Source organism: Pseudomonas sp. NFACC41-3, from assembly GCF_900109505.1.
In the GTDB taxonomy this organism is placed as follows: Bacteria; Pseudomonadota; Gammaproteobacteria; order Pseudomonadales; family Pseudomonadaceae; genus Aquipseudomonas; species Aquipseudomonas chlororaphis.
On sequence record NZ_FOAE01000001.1, the window covers coordinates 542783 to 559529 of the forward strand.

Annotated in this window: 14 protein-coding genes and 5 tRNA genes; 13 read left to right on the forward strand and 6 right to left on the reverse strand. The window is 62.7% G+C overall.

Features of this window, described 5'->3' with window-relative positions; all coding sequences use genetic code 11:
- The first annotated feature begins 52 nt into the window (after positions 1-52).
- On the forward strand, positions 53-1591 hold the full coding sequence (locus BMY68_RS02465; protein WP_085530317.1) for a nucleobase:cation symporter-2 family protein: 1539 nt from the start codon (positions 53-55) through the stop codon (positions 1589-1591).
- A 52-nt stretch (positions 1592-1643) separates the two neighbouring features.
- Here the strand turns inward: BMY68_RS02465 and BMY68_RS02470 are convergent, their stop codons facing one another.
- Together BMY68_RS02470 and BMY68_RS02475 are read right to left on the reverse strand one after the other, a co-directional pair.
- Complete coding sequence (locus BMY68_RS02470) at positions 1644-2810, reverse strand: MFS transporter (RefSeq protein WP_345788660.1); 1167 nt, start codon at positions 2808-2810, stop codon at positions 1644-1646.
- A 553-nt stretch (positions 2811-3363) separates the two neighbouring features.
- Positions 3364-3439, reverse strand: a tRNA-Asn gene (locus BMY68_RS02475).
- Between the two features lie 270 nt (positions 3440-3709).
- On the opposite strand from BMY68_RS02475, the gene BMY68_RS02480 reads away from it, so the two are divergent.
- A complete protein-coding gene (locus tag BMY68_RS02480; protein ID WP_007923734.1) occupies positions 3710-3943 on the forward strand; it encodes a hypothetical protein in 234 nt (77 codons plus the stop codon).
- A gap of 6 nt (positions 3944-3949) precedes the next feature.
- Here BMY68_RS02480 and BMY68_RS02485 read toward each other — a convergent pair whose 3' ends face one another.
- Both BMY68_RS02485 and BMY68_RS02490 read right to left on the reverse strand, forming a co-directional pair.
- Positions 3950-4144 (reverse strand): hypothetical protein, encoded by a 195-nt coding sequence (locus BMY68_RS02485; RefSeq protein WP_007923732.1) that lies wholly within the window; start codon positions 4142-4144, stop codon positions 3950-3952.
- 134 nt (positions 4145-4278) lie between these two features.
- Positions 4279-5475: an amino acid aminotransferase gene (locus tag BMY68_RS02490; protein WP_009043014.1), complete on the reverse strand. Its 1197-nt coding sequence runs from the start codon at positions 5473-5475 to the stop codon at positions 4279-4281.
- Between the two features lie 335 nt (positions 5476-5810).
- On the opposite strand from BMY68_RS02490, the gene uvrB reads away from it, so the two are divergent.
- Positions 5811-7826, forward strand: coding sequence for an excinuclease ABC subunit UvrB (gene uvrB, locus BMY68_RS02495; RefSeq protein WP_025804187.1), 2016 nt, complete (start codon positions 5811-5813; stop codon positions 7824-7826).
- 126 nt (positions 7827-7952) lie between these two features.
- Here uvrB and BMY68_RS02500 read toward each other — a convergent pair whose 3' ends face one another.
- Entirely contained in the window at positions 7953-9443 is a 1491-nt protein-coding gene (locus BMY68_RS02500) for an MDR family MFS transporter (RefSeq protein WP_175534823.1), read from the reverse strand.
- Positions 9444-9492: 49 nt separating this feature from the next.
- Positions 9493-10554 carry an HlyD family secretion protein gene (locus BMY68_RS02505; RefSeq protein WP_085530320.1) on the reverse strand — a complete coding sequence of 354 codons (1062 nt, stop codon included), beginning with the start codon at positions 10552-10554 and terminating at the stop codon, positions 9493-9495.
- 236 nt (positions 10555-10790) lie between these two features.
- On the opposite strand from BMY68_RS02505, the gene gltX reads away from it, so the two are divergent.
- The 10 genes from gltX (at position 10791) to BMY68_RS02555 (ending at position 16711) form a co-directional block, all read left to right on the forward strand.
- Positions 10791-12272 carry a glutamate--tRNA ligase gene (gene gltX / locus BMY68_RS02510; RefSeq protein WP_007922014.1) on the forward strand — a complete coding sequence of 494 codons (1482 nt, stop codon included), beginning with the start codon at positions 10791-10793 and terminating at the stop codon, positions 12270-12272.
- 225 nt (positions 12273-12497) lie between these two features.
- Positions 12498-12573 (forward strand) — tRNA-Ala (locus BMY68_RS02515).
- Between the two features lie 78 nt (positions 12574-12651).
- Positions 12652-12727, forward strand: a tRNA-Glu gene (locus tag BMY68_RS02520).
- A gap of 53 nt (positions 12728-12780) precedes the next feature.
- Positions 12781-12856, forward strand: a tRNA-Ala gene (locus BMY68_RS02525).
- 80 nt (positions 12857-12936) lie between these two features.
- A tRNA-Glu gene (locus tag BMY68_RS02530) sits at positions 12937-13012 on the forward strand.
- A 182-nt stretch (positions 13013-13194) separates the two neighbouring features.
- Entirely contained in the window at positions 13195-13734 is a 540-nt protein-coding gene (locus BMY68_RS02535; RefSeq protein WP_007922012.1) for a TetR/AcrR family transcriptional regulator, read from the forward strand.
- A 29-nt stretch (positions 13735-13763) separates the two neighbouring features.
- Positions 13764-14597, forward strand: coding sequence for an alpha/beta fold hydrolase (locus BMY68_RS02540; RefSeq protein WP_009043018.1), 834 nt, complete (start codon positions 13764-13766; stop codon positions 14595-14597).
- A gap of 48 nt (positions 14598-14645) precedes the next feature.
- The gene (locus tag BMY68_RS02545; protein WP_085530321.1) at positions 14646-15083 is read left to right on the forward strand and encodes an acyl-CoA thioesterase; all 438 of its coding nucleotides are present in this window, start codon (positions 14646-14648) and stop codon (positions 15081-15083) included.
- A 100-nt stretch (positions 15084-15183) separates the two neighbouring features.
- Complete coding sequence (locus BMY68_RS02550; RefSeq protein WP_085530322.1) at positions 15184-16143, forward strand: tRNA dihydrouridine synthase; 960 nt, start codon at positions 15184-15186, stop codon at positions 16141-16143.
- A gap of 121 nt (positions 16144-16264) precedes the next feature.
- Positions 16265-16711: an Hsp20 family protein gene (locus BMY68_RS02555; protein ID WP_009043021.1), complete on the forward strand. Its 447-nt coding sequence runs from the start codon at positions 16265-16267 to the stop codon at positions 16709-16711.
- The last annotated feature ends 36 nt before the right edge of the window (positions 16712-16747 follow it).

Below are 16747 nucleotides of genomic sequence, written 5' to 3' on the forward strand. Positions count from 1 at the left end.
CGACTGTTGAATACAGTGTGCCCCATAACAAAAACCAGGGAACCCCCCAACCATGAAAACGCCCTCTGTTTCACTGCAACGGCCTGAAGATGAAAACCTGGGTCTTGGCGCGAATATGGCTTACGGCCTGCAACATGTCCTGACCATGTACGGCGGTATCGTTGCGGTGCCTTTGATCGTTGGCCAGGCCGCCGGCCTGGCGCCGGCGGACATCGGTCTGCTGATCGCGGCATCGCTGTTCGCCGGCGGTCTGGCGACTCTCCTGCAAACCCTCGGCCTGCCGTTTTTCGGCTGTCAGCTGCCGCTGGTCCAGGGCGTGTCCTTCTCGGGCGTGGCGACCATGGTGGCGATTGTCAGCAGCGGTGGCGAAGGGGGCTTCCAGTCGATTCTCGGGGCGGTGATCGCCGCCTCGCTGATCGGCCTGCTGATCACTCCGGTGTTTTCGCGCATCACCAAGTTCTTTCCACCGCTGGTCACGGGCATCGTGATCACCACCATCGGCCTGACCCTGATGCCAGTGGCGGCGCGCTGGGCCATGGGTGGCAACAGCCATGCGGAAAACTTCGGCAGCATGGCCAATATCGGCCTGGCGGCGATCACCCTGGTCTTGGTGTTGCTGCTGAGCAAGATCGGTAGCGCGACCATCTCCCGGCTGTCGATCCTGCTGGCCATGGTGGTGGGCACGATCATCGCGGTGTTCCTGGGCATGGCCGATTTCTCCATGGTCACCCAGGGGCCGATGTTCGGCTTCCCGACACCCTTTCATTTCGGCATGCCGACTTTCCATTTCGCCGCCATCCTGTCGATGTGCATCGTGGTCATGGTGACCCTGGTGGAAACCTCGGCCGACATCCTCGCGGTGGGTGAGATCATTGACACCAAGGTCGACTCCAAGCGCCTGGGCAACGGCCTGCGCGCCGACATGCTGTCGAGCATGATCGCGCCGATCTTCGGTTCCTTCACCCAGAGCGCCTTTGCGCAGAACGTCGGGCTGGTGGCGGTGACGGGGATCAAGAGCCGTTATGTGGTGGCCACCGGCGGGGTGTTCCTGGTGATCCTCGGCCTGCTGCCGTTCATGGGGCGGGTGATCGCCGCCGTGCCGACCTCGGTGCTCGGCGGGGCCGGTATCGTGCTGTTCGGCACCGTGGCGGCCAGCGGTATCCGGACCCTGTCCAAGGTCGACTACCGCAACAACGTCAACCTGATCATCGTTGCCACCTCGATCGGCTTCGGCATGATTCCCATCGCTGCGCCGAACTTCTACGACCATTTCCCAAGCTGGTTCGCCACCATCTTCCATTCCGGCATCAGCTCCTCGGCGATCATGGCCATTGTGCTGAACCTCACCTTCAACCACTTCACCCTGGGTAACTCGGACCAGCAATCGGTGTTTGCCGTGGCGTCCGAGCGCACCCTGCGCTACCAGGACCTGGCAGCGCTGCGTGAGGGCGATTATTTCAGCGGCGGCAAGCTGCACGATGCCGAGGGCAACGAGATTCCGGTGGTGGATACGTCTCATGGCGAGCATTCTCCGGCTGCTCATCAGGCGTCGTCCCATGCCTCGGGCGCGGTCGAAACCAGCAAGGTCTAGGGCCGGCCGAATTGCCAGGCTGGACGCCATCAGTCCAGGCCTGGCTGGCTAGCTACTCCGCGACTCGGTCTGGCAGCCCTTGGCGGACCAGCGCCAAGGCGAACAGCACCACCACGGCGGCTGCCGCCGACAGCGTCAAGGGCAGGCCGTGGGCGCCACTGCTCATGGCTGCGCCGCTGAGCAAGGGGCCCAGCAGGCTGCCGATCCCCCACAACAAGCCCGCGCTGGCGTTGGCCGTGACCAGGTCAGGGCCGCTGAACTCCTGGCCGATCAGGATGATCGCCAGGGTATACACCCCGCCGGCCGCCGCGCCGAGTATCACCAGGCTCGGCCAGAGCAGCGCCGGGTAGTTCATCAGCAGTGGCAGCCCCAGGCCGATCAGCAACGACACCACGCCGCAGCCCAGGTAGATGGCGGCGCGCCCGGCCTTGTCCGATAGCCAGCCCAGAGGAAACTGGAACGCCGCATCCCCCAGCAGAATGATGCTGACCATCAGCGCCGCGAGCTTGATGGCGTAGCCGTGAGTCGCGGCGTAGACCGGAAACAGCGAGAGAATCACCGTATCGAAGAAGGCGAAGAACAGGATGCCCACGCACAGCGCCGGCGCCACCCGGATAAAGCCCAGCACCGAGAAGTTCTGGTTTTCTGCGTGTCCGGCAACGGGGCGCTGACGTGGCAGGGTCAGCCAGATCACCGCAATGGCCAGCAGGTAACCGGTGCTGACCGTGGCGATCACCGCCGGCCCCTCGGTGCCGAGCAGGGCCACCAGGCCGGGGCCGATCATCTGGAACACGGTGAAACAGGTGGTGTAGACCGCGATCACTCGGCCGCGCACGGCGTCCGTGGCCATCTCGTTGACCCAGGTTTCTCCCAGGATGATGATCAGCCCTGCGCCGAAGCCCATGACGATCCGCGCCAGCCCCAGGCCGGTCAGGCTGATCCCGGGGAGTTCCAGGGCGCCGATGCTGAGGGCGCACAGGCTGAAACACAGCAGGTAGATCTGCCGGCGGCTGAGTTTCCGGCACAGGCCGTTCACCAGGAACGCCGACAGCATCATGCCGGCGGCGGGAAGGGCCGACATGATGCCGATCTGGGTGTTCGAGGCGCCGGCCTGGTACAGGCGCAAGGCAATGACCGGCACGGTGGAGCCGATGCTCAGGCCGACAATCGAGATGCCGAGGATCAGCGCGGCCAACAGGGTTTTATTCATGGAAGACACCTGCACCCGATGGGTCGGGTGCTTAAAGACGGTTTGTTGTGGCGCGGCGCTTTTGCTCGGGCAGGGGTGCGATTCGGCATACGCGGGCGTAGGTCGGGCCGGGGGGCTGCGGTGCAAAGCGGCGGATGGGTCAGTGCGCGGCGAACAAGCGCGGCAGCTGTATCAGGTCCGCGCCGGCTTCAGGCGCAACGGTGGGGTTCAGGCGTGAGGGGAGAAGGTGAAGGCGAACAGCACGCTGCGGCGGCGTCGATTGATCGCGCAGTCGGATTGCGACACCGCGAAGGTCTGCGATGGGCTCATCGAGAGAAAGCTGTGATGGAGCTGTGCGGGGAAAAACATGAGTCGTGATGGCTGGCGTGAGAAGGGGCACAGCCTACTTCAGGCGCTGGCGCCAGGCAATCGGAGACAGGCTGGAATCGGGCGCAGCGCAAACGCGTATCCGCATGCCGGTCTGGCATGCGCTGAATCGATCTTGGGGAGGGTGACGCTGAACTGATTCGCCGCAGGAGCAAGGTGCTCCTTGAAGTGTTGCTGGCCAATCAGTGTAGGAAGATGGCTCCACGACCTGGACTCGAACCAGGGACCCAGTGATTAACAGTCACTTGCTCTACCAACTGAGCTATCGCGGAATGCGGCGTATCTTACTGATTAAGAAGGAGAAGTCAAGCCTCTCCAAATATTTTTTCGCTTGAGTGAGCCTGGTCGACCCTGGCCATTATGCCAATCCGCGGCTATTTGCCCGTTGGCGGTTACCGGAATCGCGGCACAGGTCTACCATGGCGCCCCGGCAGTGGTTTCACGCGCTCCCGGCTTCCAGCCGAAAAGGTAACGCTCATGACCCTGTTCAAGTTTTTACCCGCCACACTGCTTGCCCTGTCGCCTCTGCCTGAGGAGGTTTTATGAGCATCGAGCAGATCAGCCTGCCCAAAGGTGTCGGTCCCCAGGCCATGAAACTGTGGGATGCCATTACTCAGGCCGGATCGGCCGCTGAACTGAACCGCGCGGGTGGCAAGGCCGAAGGTTTTGTCCTCGGGCTGGAAAGCGCCAAGGCCATCAAGAGCCAGGTCGCCGAGTCGCTGTATGTGGCCTTCGATGATGCCGCCAGCCAGCGCAGCGCTGAACTGGCCGGTTGAGCGTTCTCAACCGCCGAAAGTGAAGGTGCCCAGCATGAACTTCGCGGCCAGCGAGGTGGCGGCCAGTTGCACCAGCCACAGCGCCAGGCCGCCGAGAAATACCCCCAGGGCAATTTGCAGGACCAGGTTCCTTTCGCGTTTCTGCGGGCGGGGGAAGTGGTCCAGTTCGTCGCGGTCGGCTCGCAGGTCGTCGTGTCTCATGGGGATTCTCGATAGGGAAGCGATGGGGAAGAAGGCAAGCTGGATTCAGTCTAGTGGGCATCGGGCTGGCGAGGGCGGCCCACAAAAAAGGGGGAAGCCCTCAGGCTTCCCCCTTTTCACTCACCGCGCGTGGCTCAGATCACCTGGATGATGGCCTTGGTCACGACGTCGATGTTGTTCTGGTTCAGCGCGGCCACGCAGATGCGGCCGGTATCCAGGGCGTAGATGCCGAACTCGTTGCGCAGGCGCGTCACTTGTTCGACGCTCAGGCCGGAGTAGGAGAACATGCCACGCTGACGGGCCACGAAGCTGAAGTCGCGCTGTGGCGCGCCCTTGGCCAGCAGGTCGACCATCTGCAGGCGCATGCCGCGGATGCGCAGGCGCATTTCGGCCAGTTCGGCTTCCCATTGGGCGCGCAGTTCCGGGCTGTTGAGCACGGCGGCGACGATGCTTGCACCGTGGGTCGGCGGGTTGGAGTAGTTGGTGCGGATCACGCGTTTGACCTGCGACAGCACGCGCGCGCTTTCTTCTTTCGATTCGCTGACGATCGACAGGGCGCCAACGCGCTCGCCGTACAGCGAGAACGACTTGGAGAACGAGCTGGAGACGAAGAAGGTCAGGCCCGATTCGGCGAACAGGCGCACGGCGGCGGCGTCTTCGGCGATGCCGTCACCGAAGCCCTGGTAGGCCATGTCGAGGAACGGCACCAGGTTTTTCGCCTTGATCACCTGCAGCACGTTTTTCCAGTCTTCCGGGCTCAGGTCGACGCCGGTCGGGTTGTGGCAGCAGGCGTGCAGGACCACGATCGACTGGGCTGGCAGGGCATTCAGGTCTTCCAGCAGGCCGACGCGGTTCACATCGTGGGTGGCAGCGTCGTAGTAGCGGTAGTTCTGCACCGGGAAACCGGCGGTTTCGAACAGCGCGCGGTGGTTCTCCCAGCTTGGGTCGCTGATGGCCACGACCGCGTCAGGCAGCAGCTGCTTGAGGAAGTCGGCGCCGATCTTCAGCGCGCCGGTACCGCCGACGGCCTGGGTGGTGACCACGCGACCGGCGGCCAGCAGCGGCGAGTCGTTGCCGAACAGCAGCTTCTGCACGGCCTGGTCGTAGGCGGCGATACCGTCAATCGGCAGGTAGCCACGGGAGGCATGTTGAGCGGCGCGGATCGTCTCGGCTTCGACAACGGCGCGCAGGAGTGGAATTCGCCCCTCCTCGTTGCAGTAAACACCGACCCCCAGGTTGACCTTGTTGGTACGGGTATCGGCGTTGAATGCTTCGTTGAGGCCCAGGATAGGATCGCGTGGTGCCATTTCGACAGCGGAGAACAGGCTCATTATTACGGCGGCTCTGAATGGAGTGTGGAGGGACGTGTCGCGCTCCAGCCGAATGCACTAGAGCGGTGCACAAACGGGGAGCTAGTATAGAGGCCATCACTGTGCGCGGCGACAGCTGAAAGGGCTTTTCCGGCAAGTTTTTCGGTTTATTTTTCGACCGTTAGTCTTATTGCAACGTCAAAGTCGTACAGGGCCCTGGGACCTTTGCCTTGAAAGCTGTGGAATTTGCCTCCACATCCAGCACAATCCAGTATTTTCCCGGCGACGCTCGTCGTTTGTGGTCTTTCTCGTTCCTGTGCGGCGGCGTCGTGCTGGAGTGAACCCAGAGGTACGTTATGTCTGAATTCCAGCTAGTCACCCGCTTCCAGCCCGCCGGCGACCAGCCGGAGGCCATCCGCCTGATGGTCGAGGGCATCGAGGCCGGGCTGGCGCACCAGACGCTGCTCGGTGTGACCGGCTCGGGCAAGACCTTCAGCATCGCCAACGTGATCGCCCAGGTACAGCGCCCGACCCTGGTGCTGGCGCCCAACAAGACCCTGGCCGCGCAGTTGTACGGCGAGTTCAAGGCGTTCTTCCCGAACAACGCGGTGGAGTACTTCGTTTCCTACTACGACTACTACCAGCCGGAAGCCTATGTACCTTCGTCCGACACCTTTATCGAGAAAGATGCCTCGATCAACGACCATATCGAGCAGATGCGCCTGTCGGCGACCAAGGCGCTGCTGGAGCGCAAGGACGCGATCATCGTCACCACGGTGTCGTGCATCTATGGCCTGGGCAGCCCGGAAACCTATCTGAAGATGGTGTTGCACGTCGATCGCGGCGACAAGCTCGACCAGCGCGCCTTGCTGCGCCGCCTGGCCGACCTGCAATACACCCGCAACGACATGGATTTTGCCCGCGCCACCTTCCGCGTGCGCGGCGACGTGATCGATATCTACCCGGCGGAATCCGACCTGGAAGCGATCCGCATCGAGCTGTTCGATGACGAGGTGGAAAGCATCTCCGCCTTCGACCCGCTGACCGGCGAAGTGATCCGCAAGCTGCCGCGTTTCACCTTCTACCCCAAGAGCCACTACGTGACGCCGCGGGAAACCCTGCTGGATGCCATCGAGGGGATCAAGGTCGAGTTGCAGGAGCGCCTGGAATACCTGCGCAACAACAACAAGCTGGTGGAAGCCCAGCGCCTGGAGCAGCGCACCCGTTTCGACCTGGAGATGATCCTCGAGCTGGGCTACTGCAACGGCATCGAAAACTACTCGCGCTACCTGTCCGGGCGGCCTGCCGGGGCGGCGCCGCCAACCCTGTATGACTATTTGCCGGCGGACGCCTTGCTGGTGATCGACGAGTCCCACGTCAGCGTGCCGCAGGTCGGCGCCATGTACAAAGGCGACCGTTCGCGCAAGGAAACCCTGGTGGAATACGGTTTCCGCCTGCCCTCGGCGCTGGACAACCGGCCGATGCGCTTCGACGAATGGGAAGGGGTCAGCCCGCAGACCATCTTCGTCTCGGCCACGCCGGGCAACTATGAAGCCGAGCATGCCGGCCGCGTGGTCGAGCAGGTGGTGCGCCCGACCGGGCTGGTCGACCCGCAGGTGGAAGTGCGCCCGGCGCTGACCCAGGTCGATGACCTGCTGTCGGAAATCACCAAGCGCGTGGCCGTGGAAGAGCGGGTCCTGGTGACCACCCTGACCAAGCGCATGGCCGAGGACCTGACCGATTACCTCGCCGATCACGGTGTGCGTGTGCGTTATCTGCACTCGGACATCGACACCGTGGAGCGGGTCGAGATCATCCGCGACCTGCGCCTGGGCACCTTCGATGTGCTGGTGGGGATCAACCTGCTGCGCGAAGGCCTGGACATGCCGGAAGTGTCGCTGGTGGCGATTCTCGATGCGGACAAGGAAGGTTTCCTGCGCTCCGAGCGCTCGCTGATCCAGACCATCGGCCGAGCCGCGCGTAACCTCAACGGCCGGGCGATTCTCTACGCCGACCGCATCACCGGTTCCATGGAGCGGGCGATCGGCGAGACCGAGCGCCGTCGCGACAAGCAGATCGCCTTCAACCTGGCCAATGGCATTACCCCCAAAGGCGTGTTCAAGGACGTCGCCGACATCATGGAAGGCGCCACCGTGCCCGGTTCGCGCAGCAAGAAGCGCAAAGGCATGGCCAAGGCCGCCGAGGAAAATGCCCGCTACGAAAACGAACTGCGCTCGCCCAGCGAGATCACCAAGCGCATTCGCCAGCTCGAAGAGAAGATGTACCAGTTGGCCCGCGACCTGGAGTTCGAAGCCGCGGCGCAGATGCGCGACGAAATCGGCAAGCTGCGCGAGCGCTTGCTGACGGTTTGAGCCTCACCTGTAGCCGCTGCCGCAGGCTGCGATCGGCCGGTACGGCCGTGGCGGTATCACTACCGCTGAAGGTCTTTCGGACCTATCGCAGCCTGCGGCAGCGGCTACAGCGGTTACCCTGGCAAGTCAGTGCGCTTCCCCGGCCTTGATCCCGGCCGGCAGCGCCTTGGTCAGCAGAATCGCCAGCATGCTGACGCCCAGGGCGATCCCGACAAAATGGAAGGCGTCGTTGTAGGCCATGATCAGCGCCTGCTGGTGGGTGATTTCGCTGAGCTTGCCGAGGGCGGCGGTATCACTGCCGAACTTCTCGGCCAGGGTCGCCAGGCGTTCGGCCACCTGCGGGTTGCTCGGCACTATGGATTCGCGCAGGTAGTCGAAGTAAGTCTTGGTCCGCGCATCCAGCAGGGTCGCGAGCAGGGCGATGCCGATCGCGCCGCCTAAGTTGCGCAGGATGTTGAACAGGCTGGAGGCCGAGCCGGCGTCCAGCGGCAGGATGTAGGCGGTGGCGATCAAAGAAATGGTGACCATGATCAACGGCTGCCCCAGGGCGCGGATGATCTGGATCTGGTTGAACTGCGGCCCGGCGAAGTCCGGGTTGAGCACCCCCGAAGAAAAACTCGCCAGGCCGAACAGGCCAAAGCCCAGGGTGCATAGCCATTTGGGCGAGATGAACTGCATCAGCTTCGGCACCAGCGGAATCAGGAACAGCTGCGGCACCCCCATCCACATGATCACTTCGCCGATCTGCAAGGCGTTGTAGTTCTGGATCTGCGCCAGGTACAGCGGCAACAGATAGATGGAGCCGTACAGCCCGACGCCCATGCCCAGGCTGGAAATGCTCGACAGGCCGAAGTTGCGGTTGCGCAGGATGTCCAGGTTGATCAGCGGGTTGGGCTTGGACACCTGGACAATGACAAAGGTGATCAGGCTCAGCAGGGCGATGCTGCCCAGGCTGACGATCAGGTTCGATTCCAGCCAGTCCTTGCGGTGACCTTCCTCGAGAAACACCTGCAGGCAACCGAGGCCGACACCCAGGGTGAGAATGCCGGCGTAGTCGGTGCTTTTCAGCAGCTCCCAATGGGCTTCCTTCTTCTCCAGGCCATAGAGCAGGCCGGCAATCATGATCAGGCCGGGCGGGATGTTGATATAGAAGATGTATTCCCAGCCCCAGTGCTCCGTGAGCCAGCCCCCCAGGGTCGGGCCGATGGACGGGGCGAAGGTGGCGGTCATGGCGAACATGGCCATGCCCTTGGCGCGATGATGCTCGGGGAGCTTGATCAGGGTCAGGGTGAACGCCAGCGGGATCAGCGCGCCGCCGGTAAAGCCCTGCAGGGCGCGGAACACGATCATGCTTTCCAGGCTCCAGGCCATGGAGCAGAGCAGGGAGGCGATCAGGAAACCCGCCGACACCCAGACCGCCAGGCGCCGCGCCGACAGCAGCTGCACCAGCCACGCGGTGAGGGGGATCATGATGATCTCCGCCACCAGGTAGGAAGTGGAGATCCACGAGCCTTCTTCGAGGGTTGCCGACAGCGCGCCCTGGATGTCCTTGAGCGAGGCGTTGGTGATCTGGATGTCCAGCACCGCCATGAAGGCGCCGAGCATCACGCTCATCACTGCGATCCAGTCGCGCCGGGTCGGTTCGCCGACTGGGCGCAACAGTTGGTCACCGGCCATCGTTCGCGGGTTCTGGGTTCAGGGGCTGGATATTCACTTTGACAGTGACTGACATGCCCGGGCGGATCTTGCCGTGCAGCGGATTGTCGGCGGCAAAGGTCAGTTTCACCGGAATGCGCTGCACCACCTTGGTGAAGTTGCCGGTGGCGTTGTCCGGCGGCAGCAGGCTGAACTGCGCGCCCGAGGCGGCGAACAGGCTGTCGACGCGGGCTTCGATCGGCGTGTCGCCGTAGGCGTCGAACAGCAGTTCGGCCTTTTGTCCCGGTTGCATATGGCCGATCTGGGTTTCCTTGAAGTTGGCCTGAACCCAGATGTCCTGGTCCGGCACGATCGACAGCAGATAGGCCCCAGCCTGCACGTACTGGCCGTTACGCGCCGCGCGCTGGCCGATCAGGCCGCTGATGGGGGCGTGGATTTCGCTGCGGGTCAGGTTCAGCTCGGCCTGGGCCAGGTCGGTGCGGGCATTGGCGATCTGCGCGTCGAGGCGCTTGATCTCGGCGCTCAGGGCATTGACCTGTTGGCGCTGGCCTTGCAGGTCGGCCTGGGCCTTGGCCACTTGCGAGCGGGCGATATGGTTGTCGGCGGACAGGGTGGTGACCCGCTCTTCCGAGACATAACCCGGCTTGCGCAGGGTTTGCGCGCGGGACAGGTCGATCTGCGAACGCCCGAGGCTGGCCTGGCTGGAGGCCACCTGGGCCTCGCCGGCGGCGATCAGACTGGCCTGTTGCGTGAGTCTGCTCTGGGCTTGCAGGCGTTCGGCCTCGCGGGTGGCCAGGGTGGCATTGGCGCGATCCACGGCGAGGTGGAAATCATCGCCTTCGAGCCTGATCAGCAACTGGCCTCTTTCGACGTGCTGGTTGTCCTGCACCAGCACTTCGTCGATACGCGCGCCAAGCTGGCTGGAGACGCGGGTGATTTCACCCTGGACATAGGCGTTATCGGTGCTTTCATAAAAGCGTCCATGAAAAAACCACTGCGCCAGAAAGCCCAGGGCAATCAGCAGGACCAGGAACAGGAAAATAAACAGGCGACGCTTGAGTTGAACTGGCATGGGGCGGCAGGCTGCGCTCAGGTAAATGTAAGGAAATTTGTCAGAGGGCGAATCTGGCATACGGCCGACCAGTGGTAAATGCCATGGACGGACAATCGACGGTTCGGCGGCCCGGGCGACTCGAGTAGCCTCAACCTTGGCTTAAATGCCCTGCTCACTGGAGCGGGGCCGGCATCGCCTGTTACCATTCGCCTCTTGTTTGATCTTCGCTTTTCATATTCTTTCCGAGACATGCCATGACCACCGTCCGCACGCGCATCGCGCCATCGCCTACCGGGGATCCCCACGTAGGTACCGCTTACATCGCCTTGTTCAACTACTGCTTCGCCAAGCAGCATGGCGGTGAGTTCATCCTGCGCATCGAAGACACCGATCAACTGCGTTCGACCCGCGAGTCCGAGCAGCAGATTTTCGACGCCTTGCGCTGGTTGGGCATCAACTGGAGCGAAGGCCCGGACGTGGGCGGCCCGCACGGTCCTTACCGGCAGAGCGAACGTAGCGAGATCTACCAGAAGTACACCCAGCAGTTGGTCGACATGGGCCATGCCTTCCCGTGCTTCTGCACCGCCGAAGAACTGGACCAGATGCGTGCCGAGCAGATGGCCCGTGGCGAGACGCCGCGCTACGACGGTCGCGCGCTGCTGCTGTCCAAGGAAGAGGTCGCGCGGCGCCTGGCCGCTGGCGAGCCGCACGTGATCCGCATGAAGGTGCCGAGCGAAGGCGTCTGTGTGGTGCCGGACATGCTGCGTGGCGATGTCGAGATCCCGTGGGATCGCATGGACATGCAAGTGCTGATGAAGACCGACGGCCTGCCGACCTACTTCCTGGCCAACGTGGTCGATGACCACTTGATGGGCATCACCCACGTATTGCGTGGCGAAGAATGGCTGCCTTCGGCGCCGAAACTGATTCTGCTCTACGAGTATTTCGGCTGGGAGCAGCCGCAGCTGTGCTACATGCCGCTGCTGCGCAACCCGGACAAGAGCAAGCTGTCCAAGCGCAAGAACCCGACCTCCGTGACCTTCTACGAGCGCATGGGCTTCATGCCGGAAGCCATGCTCAATTACCTGGGTCGCATGGGCTGGTCGATGCCGGACGAGCGCGAGAAGTTCTCGTTGCAGGAAATGGTCGACAACTTCGACCTGTCGCGGGTCTCCCTGGGTGGGCCGATTTTCGATATCGAGAAACTGTCCTGGCTCAATGGCCAGTGGTTGCGCGACCTGCCGGTGGAAGAGTTCGCCAGCCGCGTGCAGACCTGGGCGCTGAACCCCGAATACCTGATGAAGATCGCGCCGCACGTGCAGGGCAGGGTGGAAACCTTCAGCCAGATCGCGCCGTTGGCTGGGTTCTTCTTCGCCGGTGGCGTGACCCCGGATGCCAAGCTGTTCGAGTCGAAGAAGCTTTCGGGCGATCAGGTGCGGCAACTGATGCAACTGATCCTGTGGAAGCTGGAAAGCCTGCGCCAGTGGGAAAAGGACAGCATCACCGCGACCATCCAGGCTGTGGTCGAATCCCTGGAGCTGAAGCTGCGCGATGCCATGCCGCTGATGTTTGCTGCGATCACCGGTCAGGCCAGCTCGGTCTCGGTGCTCGATGCCATGGAAATTCTGGGCCCGGACCTGACCCGTTTCCGCCTGCGCCAGGCCATCGACCTGCTGGGTGGCGTGTCGAAGAAAGAAAACAAAGAGTGGGAAAAGCTGCTGGGCGCGATCGCCTGATTCAGCCTGCTGATTCGCGGGAGCCGGCATGCTGGCTCCCGCGGACCTGCGCAAGAAGTGAAGTTGCGACCGTTGGTGGAGGGTACAACGGTCGGCAAAAGCCCCGGATTTACGGGGGAGGGCGGTAAGTGATTGTTATGCCGGCAAATTTTTTTAAAAAAAGCTGAAAAAAAATTTGACAGCCTTCCGATACGCCCTTAAGATTCGCCCCGTCCTCACCGACGAGGGGCTATAGCTCAGCTGGGAGAGCGCTTGCATGGCATGCAAGAGGTCGACGGTTCGATCCCGTCTAGCTCCACCAATTTACAGTTCAAGGTCTGGCCACACCGGCCTTGAATCGATCAGTTCTCAGCGCTGATCAGTTGTTAGAAGGGTTTGCGTCCCCTTCGTCTAGTGGCCTAGGACACCGCCCTTTCACGGCGGTAACAGGGGTTCGAGTCCCCTAGGGGACGCCAGTTTTACAGAAGCGATGTTGCAAGATGTCGCTCCGCCGCGAGGCGAAAAATCTGGGGCTATAGCTCAGCTGGGAGAGCGCTTGCATGGCATGCAAGAGGTCGACGGTTCGATCCCGTCTAGCTCCACCAATTTTACAGTTCAAGGTCTGGCCACACCGGCCTTGAATCGATCAGCTCTCAGCACTGATCAGTTGTATAGAAGGGTTTGTGTCCCCTTCGTCTAGTGGCCTAGGACACCGCCCTTTCACGGCGGTAACAGGGGTTCGAGTCCCCTAGGGGACGCCACGTTTACCCGCTCTGCGGGATTTATAAGGGTCATTCAATTATTGAATGGCCCTTTTGTTTGTCTGGCGTTTGGCCAATTCTCCCTTTCTCCCCACACTGTTCTCCTGACCGACGGTCACACTAACGACTTGCGAAAATTTATTATGGGAATAATATTTTGATCGTAATATTCGGAGGCAACGATGAACGATAAAAAAGCTCAAACCCGCGAGCGCATTCTCCAGGCCGCCAGCACTGCGCTGGTGCAGCGTGGCCCGGCCGAGCCGAGCGTGGGCGAAGTGATGGGTGCCGCGGGCCTGACGGTCGGTGGCTTCTACGCGCATTTTGAAAGCAAGGACGCCCTGATGCTGGAAGCGTTCAGTCAATTGCTGGCCCAGCGCCGGGGCCTGATCGCCGATATGGACGCATCGTTGACCGGCGAGGAGCGGCGAGCGCTGGTGGCAGCATTCTATCTGTCGCGCAAGCACCGCGATTCCACCGAGCAGGCCTGCCCGATCCCCGCGTCGGTCGGTGAAATGGGGCGCCTGCCGGACGATTTCCGCAAAGTCCTGAATGAACACATCGAGCTGATGCTGGCTCAGTTGGCGACCACCCCCGAAGACACCGACAAGGCCCTGGCCGATCTGGCCCTGATGGTGGGCGGCTTGTCCCTGGCCCGGGCGCTGGGAGCCGGTGAGCTGTCGGACCGTTTACTGCGCGCTGCCAAGTCGGCGGTGCTATGACCTGAGGCGCTGGCCTGAGGAGAGAAGCGATGAGCACGTTAAGTTGGGTTCGTGGCGTTAACGGCACCTTGGGCTGGGTTGCACCGAAGCTGGTCGCCAGCAAGATGCGACTGGCCTTCATGACGCCGCGCGAGCGGCTGCCGCGTGACTGGGAGCTGCCGCTGCTGGCGCGTTCGGAGCGTATCACCCTGCGCTTCGGACTCTCGGCATTGCGCTGGGGCCAGGGGCCGGCGGTGCTGCTGATGCATGGCTGGGAAGGCCGCCCCACGCAATTTGCCAGCCTGATCGATGCGCTGGTGGACGCCGGCTACAGCGTCGTGGCGCTGGACGGTCCCGCCCACGGGCGTTCTCCCGGTCGCGAGGCCAATGTGATGCTGTTTGCCCGGGCCATGCTCGAAGCCGCCGCGGAGTTGCCGCCGCTGCGCGCGGTCATCGGCCACTCCATGGGTGGCGCCAGCGCCATGCTGGCGGTGCAGCTGGGCTTGCGTACCGAGACCCTGGTCAGCATCGCCGCCCCGGCGCGGATACTCGGCGTGTTGCGCGGCTTCGCCCGTTATGTGCGCCTGCCGCCCAAGGCACGCTCGGCCTTTATCCGCCAGGTGGAGCAGGATGTCGGCATGCGCGCCGCAGCCCTGGATGTCGCGCACTACCAGCTGGATATGCCCGGGCTGATCGTGCATGCCGAAGACGATTGCTTTGTCCCGGTCAAGGAGTCCGAACTGATCCACGACGCCTGGTTCGACAGTCGCTTGCTGCGCCTGAAGGAGGGCGGGCATCAGCGCGTATTGGCCGATCCGCGGCTGATCGAGGGTGTGCTGACGCTGTTGGCCGGCCGCAGCCTGCAAGCGCGCCAATCCGCCTGAGCAATCCGTTACACTGCCCCGGTCGAATAATCTGACCGGGAGTGGGGCATGGGCTGGGATCTGGCAACGCCGTTTATCATCGATCTGCAGGTAGGCGCCGAAGACATCGACGGCTTGGGGCACGCCAACAACGCGGTGTACGTCACTTGGCTGGAGCGTTGCGCCTGGCGTCATTCCCAGCGCCTGGGCCTGGACCTGAGTGAGTACCGCCGCCTGGATCGGGCCATGGCGGTGGTACGCCACGAGATCGACTACCTGGCGGCGGCCTATGAAGGCGACGAGCTGCAGCTGGCGACCTGGATCGTCGACTGGGACCAGCGCCTGAAGATGTCGCGGCGCTTCCAGCTGGTGCGTCCGAGCGATGGCAGCACCTTGCTGCGGGCCCAGACCACCTTTGTCTGCATCGAGCTGTCCAGCGGCAAGCCCAAGCGCATGCCGGCGGAGTTTCTCGAGGGTTATGGGCCGGCGTTGCAAGGGGCGAACTGAACCAGCCCGCGACCATCCACCCGTTGAAATACCTGCTTCCCAGCGAAACCCAGTAAACTGCCGCACGTTTTTTTACCGCGTTTTACGTTGAGTGTGATTCATGCAAATTGCTTTGGCGCCCATGGAAGGGTTGGTCGATGACATCCTGCGGGATGTGCTGACCCGGGTCGGTGGTATCGACTGGTGCGTGACCGAGTTCATCCGGGTCAACGACCAGTTGCTCACACCGGCCTATTTCCACAAGTTCGGCCCCGAGTTGTTGAATGGCGCCCGGACCGCGTCCGGCGTGCCGCTGCGGGTGCAACTGCTGGGTTCCGATCCGGTGTGCCTGGCGGAAAACGCCGCCCTGGCCTGCGAACTCGGTTCCGAAGTCATCGACCTGAACTTCGGCTGCCCGGCCAAGACCGTCAACAAATCCCGTGGCGGTGCGGTGCTGCTCAAGGAGCCGGAGCTGCTCAACCAGATCGTCGAGCAGGTGCGGCGTGCCGTGCCTGCGCACATTCCGGTGACCGCCAAGATGCGCCTCGGCTTCGACAGCCCGGATGGCTCGCTGGTGTGCGCCACGGCGCTGGCCGAAGGCGGCGCGGAACATATCGTGGTGCATGCGCGGACCAAGGTCGACGGCTACAAGCCGCCGGCGCACTGGGAGTGGATTCCGCGGGTGCAGGACGTGGTCAAGGTGCCGGTGTTCGCCAACGGCGATATCTGGAGTGTCGAAGACTGGCGCCGCTGTCGCGAAATCAGCGGCGTGGAAGACATCATGCTCGGCCGTGGCCTGGTGTCGCGTCCGGACCTGGCCCGGCAAATCGCCGCCGCGCGGGCCGGGGAAGAGGTGGTCGAGATGACCTGGGCCGAGCTGATGCCGCTGATCCAGGACTTCTGGCTGCAAGCCAAGGCGCAGATGACGGCTCGCCAATCGCCGGGTCGCCTGAAGCAGTGGCTGGCGATGCTGACCCGCAATTATCCCGAGGCGGTGGCGCTGTTCACCGTCCTGCGTCGCGAAACCGAGCCGGATCAAGTCTCGCGTTTGCTGGGCTTGCCGGTGGCCGAGGCGGCCTGAAAAAAATCTGCGAAAAGTCTCTTGAAATGCAATCGGCGGTCCCTATCTAAGGGTTACGCGATGCCGAATTCGGGTCGCGGAGACAAAAAAACTTGCTGATTGTTTTCAGGAGATTTGAACCATGAGTACTGCATTTTCCCTCGCGCCACTGTTCCGTTCCTCGGTGGGTTTCGACCGTTTCAACGACCTGTTCGAAACCGCCCTGCGCAATGAGCCAGGCAGCACCTATCCGCCCTACAACGTCGAAAAGCACGGTGACGACCAATACCGCATCGTCGTGGCCGCCGCCGGGTTCCAGGAAGAAGACCTGGAGCTGCAAGTCGAGAAGGGCGTGCTGACCATCAGTGGCGGCAAGCGTGACGCGAACGAAGGCGTCACCTTCCTGCACCAGGGCATCGCCCAGCGTGCGTTCAAGCTGTCCTTCCGCCTGGCCGATCACATCGAGATCAAGGCCGCCGGCCTGAGCAACGGTCTGTTGAGCATCGACCTGCTGCGAGTGATCCCGGAAGAGGCGAAAGCCAAGCGCATCCCAATCAACGGGACGCAGCAAGCGGCTCTGCAGCATTGATCCATGCGCAGCAATGCAGGCGCTTGATCGAGCGCT

Bases quoted from the DNA above. Each gene is read 5' to 3' on its own strand.
- BMY68_RS02465 (WP_085530317.1), top strand. From the start codon at position 53: ATGAAAACGCCCTCTGTTTCACTGCAACGGCCTGAAGATGAAAACCTG.
- BMY68_RS02480 (WP_007923734.1), top strand. From the start codon at position 3,710: ATGAGCATCGAGCAGATCAGCCTGCCCAAAGGTGTCGGTCCCCAGGCC.
- BMY68_RS02485 (WP_007923732.1), bottom strand. From the start codon at position 4,144: ATGAGACACGACGACCTGCGAGCCGACCGCGACGAACTGGACCACTTC.
- BMY68_RS02490 (WP_009043014.1), bottom strand. From the start codon at position 5,475: ATGAGCCTGTTCTCCGCTGTCGAAATGGCACCACGCGATCCTATCCTG.
- uvrB (WP_025804187.1), top strand. From the start codon at position 5,811: ATGTCTGAATTCCAGCTAGTCACCCGCTTCCAGCCCGCCGGCGACCAG.
- BMY68_RS02505 (WP_085530320.1), bottom strand. From the start codon at position 10,554: ATGCCAGTTCAACTCAAGCGTCGCCTGTTTATTTTCCTGTTCCTGGTC.
- gltX (WP_007922014.1), top strand. From the start codon at position 10,791: ATGACCACCGTCCGCACGCGCATCGCGCCATCGCCTACCGGGGATCCC.
- BMY68_RS02535 (WP_007922012.1), top strand. From the start codon at position 13,195: ATGAACGATAAAAAAGCTCAAACCCGCGAGCGCATTCTCCAGGCCGCC.
- BMY68_RS02540 (WP_009043018.1), top strand. From the start codon at position 13,764: ATGAGCACGTTAAGTTGGGTTCGTGGCGTTAACGGCACCTTGGGCTGG.
- BMY68_RS02545 (WP_085530321.1), top strand. From the start codon at position 14,646: ATGGGCTGGGATCTGGCAACGCCGTTTATCATCGATCTGCAGGTAGGC.
- BMY68_RS02550 (WP_085530322.1), top strand. From the start codon at position 15,184: ATGCAAATTGCTTTGGCGCCCATGGAAGGGTTGGTCGATGACATCCTG.
- BMY68_RS02555 (WP_009043021.1), top strand. From the start codon at position 16,265: ATGAGTACTGCATTTTCCCTCGCGCCACTGTTCCGTTCCTCGGTGGGT.